Origin of the sequence: Candidatus Thiodiazotropha sp. LNASS1 (assembly GCF_964212655.1) — a bacterium.
Lineage (GTDB): Bacteria > Pseudomonadota > Gammaproteobacteria > Chromatiales > Chromatiaceae > Thiodiazotropha.
On the sequence record NZ_OZ156465.1, the window covers coordinates 4,154,618 to 4,169,844 of the forward strand.

The 15,227-nt window shown below is 51.5% G+C and carries 10 protein-coding genes; all 10 read left to right on the plus strand.

Annotated elements, in window-relative coordinates:
• The first annotated feature begins 2 nt into the window (after window positions 1-2).
• Complete coding sequence (locus tag AB8516_RS18535; RefSeq protein WP_369162666.1) at window positions 3-1,160, plus strand: VWA domain-containing protein; 1,158 nt, start codon at window positions 3-5, stop codon at window positions 1,158-1,160.
• A 447-nt stretch (window positions 1,161-1,607) separates the two neighbouring features.
• Window positions 1,608-2,624, plus strand: a complete 1,017-nt coding sequence (locus tag AB8516_RS18540) for an AraC family transcriptional regulator (RefSeq protein WP_369162667.1) — start codon at window positions 1,608-1,610, stop codon at window positions 2,622-2,624.
• 323 nt (window positions 2,625-2,947) lie between these two features.
• Entirely contained in the window at window positions 2,948-3,928 is a 981-nt protein-coding gene (locus AB8516_RS18545) for a WD40/YVTN/BNR-like repeat-containing protein (RefSeq protein WP_369162668.1), read from the plus strand.
• 33 nt (window positions 3,929-3,961) lie between these two features.
• A complete protein-coding gene (locus tag AB8516_RS18550) occupies window positions 3,962-6,409 on the plus strand; it encodes an RND family transporter (RefSeq protein ID WP_369162669.1) in 2,448 nt (815 codons plus the stop codon).
• Window positions 6,406-8,409, plus strand: coding sequence for a DUF1302 family protein (locus AB8516_RS18555; RefSeq protein ID WP_369162670.1), 2,004 nt, complete (start codon window positions 6,406-6,408; stop codon window positions 8,407-8,409). Before AB8516_RS18550 ends, AB8516_RS18555 begins: the two co-directional genes overlap by 4 nt.
• 27 nt (window positions 8,410-8,436) lie before the next feature.
• Window positions 8,437-9,747 carry a DUF1329 domain-containing protein gene (locus tag AB8516_RS18560; RefSeq protein WP_369162671.1) on the plus strand — a complete coding sequence of 437 codons (1,311 nt, stop codon included), beginning with the start codon at window positions 8,437-8,439 and terminating at the stop codon, window positions 9,745-9,747.
• 163 nt (window positions 9,748-9,910) lie between these two features.
• The gene (locus AB8516_RS18565) at window positions 9,911-11,176 is read left to right on the plus strand and encodes a DUF3179 domain-containing (seleno)protein (RefSeq protein WP_369162672.1); all 1,266 of its coding nucleotides are present in this window, start codon (window positions 9,911-9,913) and stop codon (window positions 11,174-11,176) included.
• 14 nt (window positions 11,177-11,190) lie between these two features.
• The gene (locus AB8516_RS18570; RefSeq protein WP_369162673.1) at window positions 11,191-11,838 is read left to right on the plus strand and encodes a class I SAM-dependent methyltransferase; all 648 of its coding nucleotides are present in this window, start codon (window positions 11,191-11,193) and stop codon (window positions 11,836-11,838) included.
• A gap of 320 nt (window positions 11,839-12,158) precedes the next feature.
• The gene (locus tag AB8516_RS18575) at window positions 12,159-13,817 is read left to right on the plus strand and encodes an NTP transferase domain-containing protein (RefSeq protein WP_369162674.1); all 1,659 of its coding nucleotides are present in this window, start codon (window positions 12,159-12,161) and stop codon (window positions 13,815-13,817) included.
• A gap of 88 nt (window positions 13,818-13,905) precedes the next feature.
• Window positions 13,906-15,135 (plus strand): NnrS family protein, encoded by a 1,230-nt coding sequence (locus AB8516_RS18580; RefSeq protein ID WP_369162675.1) that lies wholly within the window; start codon window positions 13,906-13,908, stop codon window positions 15,133-15,135.
• Window positions 15,136-15,227 lie beyond the last annotated feature (92 nt).

Genomic DNA, 15,227 nt, shown 5'->3' on the forward strand with positions numbered 1-15,227 from the left:
CTATGATCGGTCAAACTCAACATCATGAAACCAGTATGTTCAAACAGGTTGTGCATTTTTCAAGGGTGTTGCATAACGAGGGATTGTCAGTAAACCCAGCCAATCTGATCGATCTTTGCCGCTGTTTCGACTATGTTGATATACGGTCCCGGGATGATTTTTATACGGCGGCCTGCACCACACTGTTATCGAATCGGGAAGACCTGGATCTGTTCGACCGCGTGTTTGAACGGTTTTGGGATGGAACATTGAAGTTGGGTATCAACGATGTGGATGATCGCCCAGGTGAACCCGGTAGTGGAGAGGGTAAAAAGGAAGCACGCACTGAGCATTTGGATAGTGAGGCTGATGATCCGGCTGATAAAGGTGAAGCTGAAGCTGATGCCCTTTCCTACAGTGCCGATGAGATTCTGATGAAAAGGGATTTAGGCACATTGACGGATGAGGAGATCGATCAGGCCTCTCATCTGACAAAGGAACTGATAACGGCAATCGCAACCCAATGGAGTCGGCGCAAGGCGCCTGATAAAAGGGGAGTGGCGCCGGATTTCAGACGGATGTTAAGACGCAATGCGTTGCACAGTGCTGAGGGCTTTGCCGAGATGCGTTATCTTTCCAGGCGCATTAAGAAAAATCGATTACTTCTGCTATGTGATGTCAGTGGTTCCATGCAGCGCTACAGTAAATTTATGATCCAGTTTATCTATGGCTTGCGAAATAAGATATCGGATCTGGAGGTGGCGGTGTTCTCTACCCGGGTAACGCATATAACTGATTTACTTAGGCGTAAAGGAATCGAAGCCTCTCTCTCTTCGGTTGCTGAAAAGGTTCAGGATTGGTCGGGAGGAACAGATATTGGTGGTTGTATTGGCGAATTCAACGATCTTTATGCCGCTAAATTATTACGCTCCCGCTCTGTTGTTATCGTCCTTAGCGATGGTTGGGATCGTGGTGACGTGGATGTCATGCGTGAACAGATGTCACGCCTGAAACGGCGGGCTTATAAACTACTCTGGTTGAATCCCCTGTTGGGATCTCAGGGGTATCGGCCTTTGTGTCAAGGAATGGCAACGGCTTTACCCTATTTGGATTTTTTTCTTCCGGCACATAGTCTTGGGAGTCTTTCACAACTGGCTGAGACAATACGGAAGATGAACTGATTAGTAATAGGCTAAATGTCTGCCTATACTTAACCCTTAAAAATTTAGGGTGATTGTGATCAGTGTGACAAACCACATTTTATAACAATTGATCCCGGAAAATTGGGACATAATAAAAATTAAAGAAATATTAAAGAAATATTAAAGAAGCCATGATTAATGCCATCCTTGGTGTTATCAGAGCAAGGAAACAGAAATATGATTCTCTGTTTTCCTTAATTACCAATCGCTTAAAGCGATTGATTATGGCGGTGCGTCTTGTGCCGCTGGAACCTCTAAATAAATCAGAGGTTTTTTGATACTGAAAGACCGAGGGAAAGGTTGCGTTGGAGGAGAACAGGGAGTTCGTCCATTAGGTATTTACGTAAACCGGGGTGCGGTTCCGTCTGTCGAGTAGTTTGGACTGTTAAGCGAATTGCATACCCAAACAGGAGATGGACAACTGCCATGAGAAATGAATTAACATTTGGCCGGTCTCATCGCCGGCTTGAAAAATTTACACTGCATGCGACCCGCGATGTCGATCAGGCGCGAGAGTTGACCAGTCGTGTTTATTGTCCCCATCGACTGGATGCATCCAATCACAAGCAGTTCGATGCCTGTCATAATCATGCATCCATTGGGGCTTGTTCGCTAAACTATCTCGATTTTCGTGCAGATGTAAAAATCGAGCCTGGCTATATCCCGGGCTTTTACCTTTTCGAGATACCCATTAGTGGTAAGGCCAAGGTTGTAACCGGTAAAGACGAAGTATTGATTGGGCCGGGTACAGGGGCGGTCATAAATCCCGAACACTATACAGTTATGCATTGGGATAAGGAATGTCAAATGTTGATGTTGAAAGTGGATGAGCATGCGCTTATTCAGCAATTGGCTCACCTGTTACGTAGACCCATTAACGGATCTCTCTGCTTTGAACCTGCCTTGGATTCCAACCAGGGTATGCAGGGGAGTTGGTTTCGTTATCTTGTTTACTGTTTGGATGAAATTGAACACACTCCTCCAAAGCAGTTGAACAGCCCCTTATTCGCAGAGTTTCGCAGTACTTTACTGACAAGCCTGCTTTTGACTTTACCAAACAACTTTTCTGATGCACTACAGGCAAACGAAAAAAGAGTTACACCCAGTAACGTGCGAAGGGCCATGGAATATATTCACGATAATTACCACGAAGCCGTCACTATTGAACAGCTCGTGGAAGTGAGCAATGTCAGTGCCCGAAGCCTGTTTGATTGTTTTCGAAAATTTGTCGGGTGCACGCCGATGCAGTATTTGCGTAAGGTTCGTCTGGAAAAGGCTAGAGAATTGTTGCTGATCGGAGATCCGGACAACAATGTAACGCAGGTTGCAATGGCATGTGGATTTACCCAGCTAGGGCGGTTTTCGGCTTGGTACAAACAGGTTTATGCAGAGACCCCCTGCCAAACCTTTCGTTCTGCACAGTCATCGGATATTCAGGTTTAGAGGAAGCGCCGAACAAGTTGAGCGAACCAGATGTGAGTCACAACCCTTGCATCAAAGTGTCAATCACAGGTCATAGCCGTCCGATTGACGAGATAGGCAACGAATAGGCAAGTCTGTTTGGTTGCAGAATGAGCGTGCATGACTTGTTCGGCGTGTGCTTTGTTCTTTTAAATCCAAATTGGACCTTATGAGATAAAAACCCTTAAGATGTTGCATATTTCGTCCTAGCGTCGCGGTTATTGCATAGCAGGATTTCTCGCGACAACGAAAAATGCAGTCAAATGATCAAGTATTATTCCTATACAAACATACAAAGACACTGGGTGTCAGGGATTAGCAGCTGGCTTTGCCATCTGTATGGTTATAGCCGTCGCTGGCTTTGGCTTACTGTTTTAATCCCTTTGCTCGGTTGCGAAGCGCCATTGTTTCTTGAAGGTGTTGCGGCGCAACAAAAAGAGGCCACCCATCGTTCCGATATGTTTCAGGCGGCCGCGGCCAGTGACCGGGTGATCGTGGTGGTGGGCGCCATGGGTGTGGTGCTGACCTCACGGGATGGGGGTAAGACCTGGCTGCGCGAAATCTTGGCCGATAAGCCGTTTCTCATCGATGTTGCGCTCTGTCCGGATGGGACCTTCGCCATTCTGGATGTCTCGCGCAAGCTGTGGCTGGGAGACGGTCTGCCCGGGCAGTGGCAAGCCGTCGGCATCGACACCCAGGAAGCGTTACAGGCCTTGACCTGCGATGCCGAGGGGACATTCTGGGTGGTGGGTGGTTTCAGCACTATTCTCAGCAGCAAGGACCGGGGTGTCTCATGGCACACCACCTCGCTCGACGAAGATCTGCATTTTACCGGTATCCAGATCCTGGATGGGCAGCATGCTTTTGTTTCCGGTGAATTCGGTGCCTTGGCCCAGAGTCAGGATGGTGGGGAGAGCTGGCAGCCTCTGGCGCCGCTGACAGATGATTTTTACCCCCAGGATGCTTTATTCATTTCTTCACAAGAGGGTTGGGTGGTCGGACTTTCCGGTACGATTCTGCACACGCGCGATGGCGGCGGGAGTTGGCAACGGCAGGAGACCGGTACCGAGGTGCCGCTGTATGGCATCGCCCTGGGCGATGGTGTTTTACATGTCGTCGGCGGCAACGGCACCGTGCTGAGAAAAAGGCTCGAGCCCGGGAGTGATTGGCAACGTATCGATCATGGCAAGCCGATACGATTCTATCTTCGTGCGGTGACGCCTTTGGCAGAGGGTAAGGTGCTGATTGGAGGAGGCTATGGCGCCTTGCATATTATTTCGACTTAGCCGGATTCAGGCGGGCGGCGTGGATTCTGGATCATGAACAGGTTCACCGCAAAGCTGCATCGGATCGACGGTGTTATCTTTTCGTCACCGCGGGTGACGTTGGCGCTGATCGTGGCGGTGACGCTGTATTTCGCCTTTCAGATCCCCGGTGTGCGCATGGCCTCCGATTTTGCCGACCTGTTGCCCCAGCAGCACCCCTATATCCAACTGCATAACGAGATCCGCGATACCTTTGGTGGCGCCAACAATGTGATTGTGGCGGTTGAGGTGACCGAAGGGACGATCTTTAGCAATGAGACGCTGCAACGCATTCACCGTATCACACAGGCGGTGGATTCACTGTATGGCATCAATCACAATCTGGTGACCAGCCTTACCCATCGCAATACCCGCAAAGTCTGGTTGAATGAGGAGGGCACGGTTAAATCGGCGCCCCATTTTGATCCCTCGGTTGAGCACTACACCGACGATGAACTGGAAAAGATGCAGGCCGATGTCATCGCCAATCGCCGGGTGTTCGGGCTTCTGGTTTCGCCGGATCTGAAATCTGCGTTGATCCGGGGCACCCTCAACGAGGGTGAGCTTGATTACGAGAAGGTGTTCAATCAACTGCAGGCGATTCGTGACAAGGAATTCGCTGCCGGGGTGAAAATCCATGCGACCGGCAATCCTGTGCTGGTGGGGTGGGTCTCAAGTTACGCCGATCAGGTAGTGCAGATTTTTCTGTATACCGTGCTGATCATGCTGTTGCTGCTGATCTTCTATTTTCGCAAGGCCTACGGGATTCTTTTGCCCACGCTGGGTATCGTGTTGACCAGTATTTGGGGTCTGGGGATCCTCTCCCTGCTGGGCTACAACTTGGATCCTTTGATGCTGGTGATACCGTTTCTGATATCCGCCCGGGCGATGTCGCACGGCATTCAGCTAGTGGAGCGCTACTATCATGATCTTCAGATATTGCGAGACAGCAAGGCCGCGGCGCGCAGTGCGTTCGAAAACCTATTCCGCCCCGGCTCTTTGGGAGTGATCTCGGATGCTATCGGTCTGCTGCTGATCTCTTTGGGCTCGGTGCCGATAAACGATAAGCTGGCGGTATATGCATCCCTCTGGGCACTGTCGGTGGTGGTGACGGTGCTCATCATGGTGCCGGTACTGTTGGAGATCCTGCCGACGCCGCGCAAAACGGAGATCACGCACAATCTGATGCGGCATATCCTGCCCAAGGCGGCCAACTCGGTGACCAGTCCCGGCGGTGTCACGACGATTCTGGTCGGTGCGCTGATACTGTATGGCGTGGGCGGTTATTTTGCTTCCTGGGTGCAGATTGGCGAGGCCGAGCCGGGATCGCCGCTGCTCTATCTGGATCACGACTACAATCTGTCCTCGAAGGCGGTAAACGAAGCCTTTCCAGGTTCGGAAGAGCTTTATATTATCGCCCACACCGATGACAAAGGGGGCATCAAGCGGCCGGAAGTGGTCAAGGCTCTGGCTGATTTCGAGGCCTATATGCTGACAGACCCGGAGCTTGGGGCCGCCAAGGGTTTACCCGACCTGGTCACAGCGGTCAACCGGATCACCCACTATGACGATCCCCGCTGGCTGCTGGTGCCGGATGACGCCCGTGTGACGGGGGGGCTGATGTTCATGTATATGATGTCGAGCCCGATTCCCGGAGCCCTGCTGGAGTTTGCCGACACAGATGAGCAGAGCGCCAACCTGGTCTTTTATTACAAGGATCACCAGGGGACGACGATTCGACGAGCGATCCATATGGTCAAGCAGTGGATGGACTCAGCGGCGGCCCAGGTGGAAGGATTGACGATCAAATTGGCCGGCGGCCTGATCGGGGTGACTGCGGCAATCAACGAGGCGGCCTACGAAACCAATCTGGTGGTGATCCCACTGGTGTTGGTCTTGATTTTCGGTTCGGTGACCTTCTTTTACTGGTCGTTCCACGCGGGTTGGCTGATGATGTTGGCGATGTCGTTCGCCACCACCCTGACCTATGCCTACATGGGATTGAGCGGCATCGGTATCAATGTCAATACGGTGCCGATCATCGCGGTGGGGATTGGTGTGGGGATCGACTATTCCATCTACATCATGGACCGGATCCGGGCCGAGTATGAGCGGCTCGGCGATCTCAGGGCGGCTGTCAAACACGCCATCAGCACCACCGGCGTGGCAATCGGATTCACGGCGATAACGCTGATAGGCGGGGTAGTGATGTGGGTGTTCATCTCGGATCTGCGTTTTCAGGCGGATGCCGCACTGTTGTTGATCGTGATGCTGATCCTGAATGCGGTGGCGGCGATGAACCTGGTGCCGGCGTGGATTCTGAAATTCAAGCCGAAGTTCATCATGCAGGCGGCAGAAGATGGGAGTGGTGGGAGCGAAAGTAAACGGGAAGTCGAAAGTCCGGGTGAGACTGAGGCGAACCTACTCGATAATCCAAGAAAGATCGCGGGGGAGACAAGATGAATAAGCAAACAGTCCGAGGCGGTGTCAGCACCGTCACACCATGGGTCGCCATTTGTGTGGCAACGGCGCTGCCGCTGCAGGCCCTGGCCTGGCAATCCAAGGACGGCACCCTGGAGGTGCGCGGCTTTGTCGAAGACGCCACCTACGTTCGGGAAGATGTCGGTCTGACCAAACAGCGGTTGACCGGGCAGGTAGAGTTCACCAAGGATATGGGCGCGCGGGGTATTTTTTCCGAGTTTAGCGTGAACGGCACCTTCCGCGGCAGTTACGATGCGGTGTATGACCTGAAAGAGAAGGATTTCGGGGATGAGGCGGGGGGGCCTGTCTCCTTTCCTGCGCCGGCCAACACCCCGTTCTTTGCATCGCTGCCCGGTTCCCCGGGGTTTCCGGTGACAGCCTCGCCGGTGTATGCCGGGACGTTCGGTCCCCTGGGACTGGGTGATGGCGCCATTCCGTTGCCCGGCGCCAACCCAATGGCCGGCGGGACGGCGATCGCGGGGCCGGACAATCCCAACGACGGCTTGGTGCTGGCCGCCGAGGATGTCTACGACTATTCGGACGACGGCGTCATGCTTGCGACCCCGGTACGTCCTTGCGATACGGATGACCGAGGTTGTGAAGAGGGCATCGGAGACAAGGATCTGGATGAGTTGCGGTTTGCCGAATTCAATGATCGTGCGGATTTTCTGCGTGAACTCTACGTGGCCGGGACCGTACCCATGGAGGGCCATGAGGAACTGACGTTCACGTTCGGACGCCAGCAGGTGGTGTGGGGACGGACAGATCTGTTCCGGGTGTTGGATGTCATCAACCCGGTCGATTTTTCGCGCAACAATATCTATGATGAGTTGGAAGACAGCCGGATTCCGATGGGCATTTTGACCGTGGAGCATCGCAAGGGGGCGACAGAACTGTTCGAGGACCTGAACTTCCAGGTGGTATGGAAATGGGAAAAATTCCGGCCGCACAGTCTGGGCCAAGGCGGTCAGCCCTATCGCATCCTCGGCATCGGCAACGCATTACGTGCTCTGAAGAACTGCTGGGATAACGGCTGTACCGTGGGTAACTTCCCGGCTCCCGGGGTGACGGTGGATTTCCCCAGCCAGACCATCGGTATACGGGACGTCAATCTGCCGGACTGGGATGCGGGTGAGCTGGGACTGCGTATGGAAGGTGTTTACAAGGGGGTTGGCTTTTCCGTCAATGCCCTGCGTTACCGTTCTCAGCTGCCTTCATTGCGGGGCGGTATCGCATCGGATAATCCTTTCACGCCACCGGTTGAAAGCCAAGTCTGGCCCTACAGCCTGGCCTTCGATGTGGAATACCCGTGGATCACCCTGCTGGGCGGTTCATTGGATATCTATTCCGAACCGATGAAATCGGCGATCCGGATCGAGGCGGCCTATACCCGGGGCGAAGAGTTCCCGGATACCCTGAGTCCGCGGCTGTTCTCGGAATCGGACGTGGTCCGGTGGGTGGTCGGCATCGACCGGCCGACCTTCATTCCGTTCCTCAACGAAAGACGGGCGTTTCTGATCTCGGCGCAGCTGTTTGGACAGCATCTGCTCGATCACCGCACCGCCAGGACCAACAATATTGGTATTCCGACGACAGAGGAAGTCGGTTTCGTGGACTGGGAAAACAACTATATAGCCACACTGCTGATCCAAGGCAACTACATGAATGATCGCTTGACCCCCCAGCTGCTGACGGCTTGGGATTTCGAGGCAAAAAGTGGTGTGGTCGGTCCATCTCTCACTTATAAGCCGAGCAATAATTGGGTGATCACCGCTGGGTTCAACATCAAATTTGGTGATGGCGCCATCGCTGCGGATGACAACCGGTCGGCAGTGCCTTATTCTCCGTTCCCATTCCCTGCGCCTCAGATGAGTAGCACCGGCCTTAGCGGCTTCGAGCCGCTGGGTCGTTTTCGCTCCGGCCCGATCGGTAGTGCGATAAACGAGGATGAGTTCCAATTAACTGTCCGGTATCAGTTCTAAATTTACGTCCGAAGAAGGAGTGAGCAGATGAAAACCCTTTTTACCGCCCTCATGGTTTCATCGGTGCTAATAAGTAGCACCGTATTTGGAGCCATGGACGATGCTGTAATTGAAAAATCCTTTTACCCCTACAAAGATGGCCTGCCGACGGCCGAAGGTTATGAACCGGGTGTTGAGATAACACAGCAGAATGTTGAGGATTATAAGGCAATTCTCGATGATTTTATGTACCGCTATATCAAGCAGGGCTGGTACACGATAAAAACCTCACCCACCACATCCTTCGATTTATATCCGGGTTATGTGGAGGCAACCCGCTCTCATTCAGAAAGTGTCAAGCTAACCCCCGATGGATTGTTGGATGAGTTTGTGGCTGGGCGTCCTTTTCCGCAGGAGCCGGATACCAACGATCCTGAAGCGGGCCTCAAACTGGTATGGAATTTTCAACGGGGTTTCAATGCCGGAGACAGTGAAACCATCAAGCCGTTTTGGTGGACCTTCCGTAACATGAACAATGACAAAGTCGAACGTGTAATCAAGTTCGACTGGCACTTCCTCAACTGGAAACACCGCTCTCAGTTCGATCCAAAACCCGATATCGAGCCAAATCCGGGGCAAATATTCCGATCTATATACGGTAAGGTGCTTGAACCATTCGATCTGGCCAACACCCAGTTGCTTATCCATCGTTATGAGAACGATTTGAAACGTGACGATGCCTGGCTCTATCTGGGGTTTCAACGCCGAGTCCGCCGTTTGGCCACCGGGCAGATCACCGATGCCTTCCTCGGTACCGATGCCATGATCGAGGACTTTGAGGGGTATAACGGGCGGGTCTCGGACTATGAATGGAAATACCTCGAGACCAAGAACGTGCTGTTGCCGTTCTACAACCACAATGAGATGGAATTGTCCGACAACCCGGCCAACGACCCTGACGGTTTTCAATTCGTTAAGGTCACCGGCAAAGGCGGCTGTTTCCCCAAGGTGACCTGGCAGTTGCGCAAGGCCTATGTAGTGGAGGGGCGTCCTAAGGATTCGAATCACCCTCTGAGTAAGCGGATCATATATCTCGACGCGCAGACCGGCATCATGTCGGTGCTGCTCTCCTATGACAAGAAGGGTGATCCCTGGAAGTATTTCCCAATCGGAAAAACCCACTCCGACAATCACATTGCCCGCAACAAAGGAACCGGCGTGGCGATCGATGACTTTGCGGTGTTTCTCGACGAGCAGGCCATGCACTGCACCACCTTGCAGTTCAAGAGCGTAATCAATCCGGAAGAAAATCCGCCAGGCATCTTCAGCGTGCAAAATCTGCGCAAGCAGGGTCGTTAAAGACTCAGCCATTCACACCGCCTGGCAGACAGCTACAGCCAGGTGGTGTGGGATTGATGGATACAAAAAGAGGATGGAATATTATTAGCCTGAGAGTAGTAAGGCCAAATTCCGTCGATCCTCGTGATATGAGCCAAGCTTTTGACAATTCAAAGGTAGAGCTATGAGTAAAGAGAGTAGCGCTATTGCTGTTTGGAGGAGGCCGGCATTCTGGGTGGCCATGTTCCTGGCCCAGGCAGGAGCCTTTATCCTGTTCAAGGATCTGGCCGATATCAGCCAGTGGCTGGTTCAGTCTTCCCGCGAATTTACCATGAGTGTTTGGTATAACCGTCATGTTTTGGCGGCAGTATCGGTAGGGTTGTTAGTGGCCGCGCTGATCATCAGGGGCAGGCATCGGGCAGTTTGCTCCATTTCTCTGTTGTCACTGCTGGTGTTCCTGTTCGCCTTCAATTTTTACTCCGGAATGATTAATCCGAAGTTGATGTTTCGTGCACAGCAATTCGAGGCGAAATTTGTACCAGTCAAAGAAGCATCTGACTATCTGAGGCAAAGTCTGGAAAAGGCGCGGTTCAGCAAGGATGGGTATGTGTCAGTGGATGATATCGAAGTGCTTGTATTGGAAACCGATAAGGGTGCCTATGCCTACACGGACTACTATTTACTCCAGCCTCATGTTGTTAAGGGCGGCAAGATTGATGGCGAAGAGGTCATCATGACCTATTGCGGTTTGACCAACCTCGGTATTGCTTACAGTCCGGTCATCGGTGATCAAAAACTCGATCTTACGGTGATGACTCAGTTAAAGAACAATCTGGTTTTGTTTGATAAAAACAGCGGGGAAGCGATTCAACAGCTATGGGGTTCAATGGAGCGAAATCCTGACAAAGGGCGTATGAAAGAGTGGCCGACAATCCGCATGCCCTTTGCTTCCTACCGCAGGCTCTATCCGCAGGGAAAGGTCTTCGTGAATGAACTGCCGTCAATCAGCGAACATCCATTGCTGGCCCTGTGGGACAGGATGGTTCGACATGGCATGATGCATCCTGCGGTGAGTTGGCAGCATGATAGTCCTGACACACCCACGTTTCCCACTATCCAGTATAAAGACAAAAGATTGCCAATGAAGCAGATGATCTATGCGCTGAATGTCGAGGATGACTATGTGGTCTATACGAAGGAGTTTCTCAGCCAGATCGAAGGTCCGCTGAATGTGGAGATTGGCAACAGGATGGTTGTGATCGATTACAATATAGAGTTCGATGCGGTCACTGCCTTTTTCAACGATACCCAAAATCCGGTTCGCCAAGTGGATGTCTTCGGCAGAACGGCATCCGGTTTGAAATTGGAGCGCGTCAATACTTTAAAAAGCAATCTTTTCTGGTTTATCTTCGCGGAGTTTTATCCACATACGGATGTCAACCGGGTCTAAAGGAGGCAGATTATATGCAATGCCAATGCAAGACTCCGGAAGGTAATCCGCTCAGGGGGCGTTTCAACTCCTGGTTGTTGGAAAAATTTGAAGATGCTTTTCACGAAGAAGTCGGTGAACGCAAGGCGCATCTGTTCGCCAATCTGAAAGGTTCGGTCGTCGAAGTGGGTCCGGGCAATGGTGTGAATTTCCGTTATTACCCGAAGGATCTTTCAGTTATAGCCATCGAACCCAATCCGTATATGCATGAGCGTCTAAAAGAGTCTGCGCAAACGCATAACGTGGATATGGAACTGATTTCAACCAGCGCCGAGGTATTGGAGCTTGATGATGCCAGTATCGATGCCGTGATATGTACATTGGTCATGTGCACGATTACAAACCCAGAGATAGCCTTGGCCGAGGTGCATCGTGTACTCAAACCGGGAGGCCATTTTATTTTTATCGAGCATGTCGCGGCACCAAAAGGGTCAGGTCTGAGGATTGCTCAGGATCTTTTGCAAAGACCCTGGCGTTGGCTTTTCGAGGGTTGTCATACGAATCGGGAAACTGCCCGTCTGATTGAGGCCGCAGGATTCGACAAGGTTGAGTATGAGTGTTTTAAGTCAAAGATTATGCCGCCCCCAATTCTGCCGCAGATTGTAGGTGTGGCGATTAAATAATTAAGCTGTTTTTGTTACCTGATCAGTGTGTGTTTAGTTATTAAACATAGTTGCAGTTACGATAGGATTGATGCGTAAATTGCATAGTGTCATTTTACGCAGACACCATAATTTAAGTAACGCTCTCCTTGACATGGAATCGATAGCAGCAACAGCATGGACAATACCTGACTTATTCAGATGACCTGGTTTGCAGGGCTGCTGTGTTTATTTAACTCCTCCTCCTTTTCCTCCGACCAGGGGGAGTTTTTTTTTACTGGAATAAAGATGATCGATATCTTCTTTCTGTTTCCTGTTGATCCGGATAGTGGGTGTGAATAGTGCGATTCGGTCACATCCATCTGGTTGATGCGGAAGGTGCAATTCTTGCGCATACCCTGCATGTCGAGGGTGGTGTGCTAAAAAAAGGGCGCTTTTTATCGGAGGATGATTTACATGCACTTGGAAGAGCGGGCATTACCAAGGTCGTTGCAGCCCGCCTGGATTCTGATGACCTGCATGAAGATACGGCGGCTGATCGAATAGCCAGGGCGGTAGCTGTGAGCGGTCTTAGAATCGGTGCCGCTTTTACTGGCCGTTGTAACCTTTATGCGGAATCCAAAGGACTCGTGCTCTACCAGCAGGCGCTGCTCGATCGTTTGAATCTGGTGGATGAGGCGATTACTCTGGCGGCCTTGCCACCGTATCATCCAGTGGTATACCGGCAAATGGTAGCGACCATTAAAATTATCCCTTACGGTGTATCCGGACTGTTGGTGGAACGAGCAGAGGAGCTGCTCAAGGGGATTGCAGGTCTGATAAAGCTTGCGCCGTTCCAATCAAAAGCTGTAGGGCTGGTACAGACTCGATTAGCGGGTACCAAGGTAAAGTTATTGGATCGTACGCGAAATACGCTTAGAGCTCGTCTGGAGAGCTGTGGCAGCCGGCTTCACTCGGAGAGTCGTTGTGCACATGATCCCGCGGGCATAGCCGACTCTTTGCAGCAACTCCTCACTGCTGGATGCGATCTATTGCTGATTGCCGGTGCATCGGCCACTACCGATCGGCGGGATGTTCTGCCCATGGGGATTGAGTCTGCAGGTGGTGTGGTGGAGCGTCTGGGCATGCCGGTCGATCCGGGAAACCTGCTCGTAATGGGCCGATGCCAGGGTGACGTGCCTGTGTTGGGACTACCTGGCTGTGCCCGTTCGCCCGCTATCAATGGTTTGGATTTCGTATTACAACGACTACTGGCGGGATTGCCGCTAACTGCAGAAGAGATTGGTCGAATGGGGGGAGGGGGGTTACTGAAAGGCGTGCCGGGATTCAGATCCTTTCGTACTGATGTGGAACAGGGGGGGGCGGCGTTGGAGGAAGCAGTCTATCCTGCAGCACCGCGCATTGCGGCACTTGTCCTGGCTGCCGGCAGTTCTGACCGTATGGGAGAACAGAACAAATTACTCCTGTCAATCTCAGGCAAACCGATGGTCCGACAAGTCGTCGAGCAGGTTTTGGCCTCACAGGCAGATTCCGTCTCAGTTGTACTGGGGCATGAAGCAGGGCTGGTCGGCAAGTCACTGTCCGACATGGATGTTCACCTTGTAGAGAATCCATCCTTTCGGGATGGACTTAGCAGCTCATTGAAAGCAGGTATCGAAGCCCTGCCGAATGATGTGGATGGTGTTTTGGTTTGCCTGGCAGACATGCCTTGGGTCAATAGCAGTGACCTCAATCGTTTGATTGCTGGGTACAGTGAACCGGATGGGCGTTTGGTTTGTGTGCCGACCTGGCAAGGAAAAAGGGGAAATCCTGTACTTTGGGGAAAACGATTCTTCGATGAAATCATGGCCCTTCGTGGTGATCAGGGAGCCCGAAAGCTTATTGAACGACACATTGATGTACTCTGTGAGGTACCCATGTCTCAATCCGGCGTGTTGCGAGACATCGATAATCAGCAGGAAGCCGGTCTATTGGCTGGCTCATCGCTGAAGAACGGTTAGTTCTTAAATCACATGAATCAACGCCCGACTATCCTGTCCGATGAAATAGGGTGGTCAGAAAATCGGATCTTATATCGGATTCATAATCATGCCAGGCAAACAGGTGTTTTTCAAAATTCCTCTATTTAAAAGCGGCTTCAGACCCTTCTTTTTGCTCGGCTCCCTGTATGGTCTTCTACTGATGCTTTTCTGGCTGCCCCTGACAATTGGACTATCCCATGGGATAGGCGGCAGTAGTGGTTTCATGATATGGCATCAGCACGAAATGTTGTTCGGTTTTGTTGCTGCAATTGTATGTGGCTTCATCATGACGGCACTGCCAAGTTGGGCAAAATCAAAAGAGATTGACAATGGTAAGCTTGCTCTTCTGGTTGCAATTTGGCTGGCTGGACGAATAGCCGTAGTAGCCGGAGGGATGGTGCCTAAACCGCTTGTAGGTTTGATCGATCTTGCTTTTCCTGTTGCCTTTTTGATCATTGCCGGCCCTGAACTGTTTTATGTGAAGAATAGATTTTATCTCCTGCTTTTCCCCTTCCTCCTGGCATTTTTTTTCGGCAATCTGCTTTTTTATATTGGCATGATTCAATCAGATTTCCTGCTTGCAGGAAAAGGGATACGACTGGGTATATATACAATCATATTTCACTGTACGGTTGTGGGTGGTTTTCTAACACCGATTTTTACCGAAACAGCACTGCAGGAGAGTCATCCGGGGTGCCATGTTTTCGGGTATCGAATTTGGGATTGGCTCTCATTGATAACGATTCCGTTACTGGCACTGAGTGACCTACTTGAATTCGATCAGATCTGGCAGGCTGGTTTCGCCTTCTCAAGTGTATTCATCCATGGCATGAGGATGTCGGGTTGGCGGAGCTCCCGAATCCTTGATAAACCAGTGCTTTGGATTATGCACCTGGGTTACGCTTGGCTAGTCATTGCATTTGCCTTGAAAGGGCTGGAAGATCTCGGTTTGTTGACAGAAAGTGGGATTTGGGTCCATGCATTTACCGTTGGTACCCTGGGCTCACTGATGATGGGCTTCATGACCCGAATCGTGCTTCGGCACACGGGCCGACCGGTGACTCCCCATCCATTTCTGGTGGTTTGTTACTACCTGATGTTTGTATCAGGATTGGTGAGGGTTTTTGGGAGTGTGGCTGGTGCTAGCAGTCAATTGTTGATCCTAAGTGCCTTGTTCTGGGCCACGCCCTTTCTGGTATACCTGATTATATATGGGAAAATGTTGGTTCAGCCCAGTTTGCCAGCAAACAAGCCAGTGCAAAAGCATGAGGTTGAACCCAGTACTACTTCAATGTGAAATTGTGGGCTTGCTCTGAACCTGGCAGGATGACATTGAAAGGGTACTATAAGTCCTGAGCGTTGTGACAGCGTGTGACAGAGATCATTGAA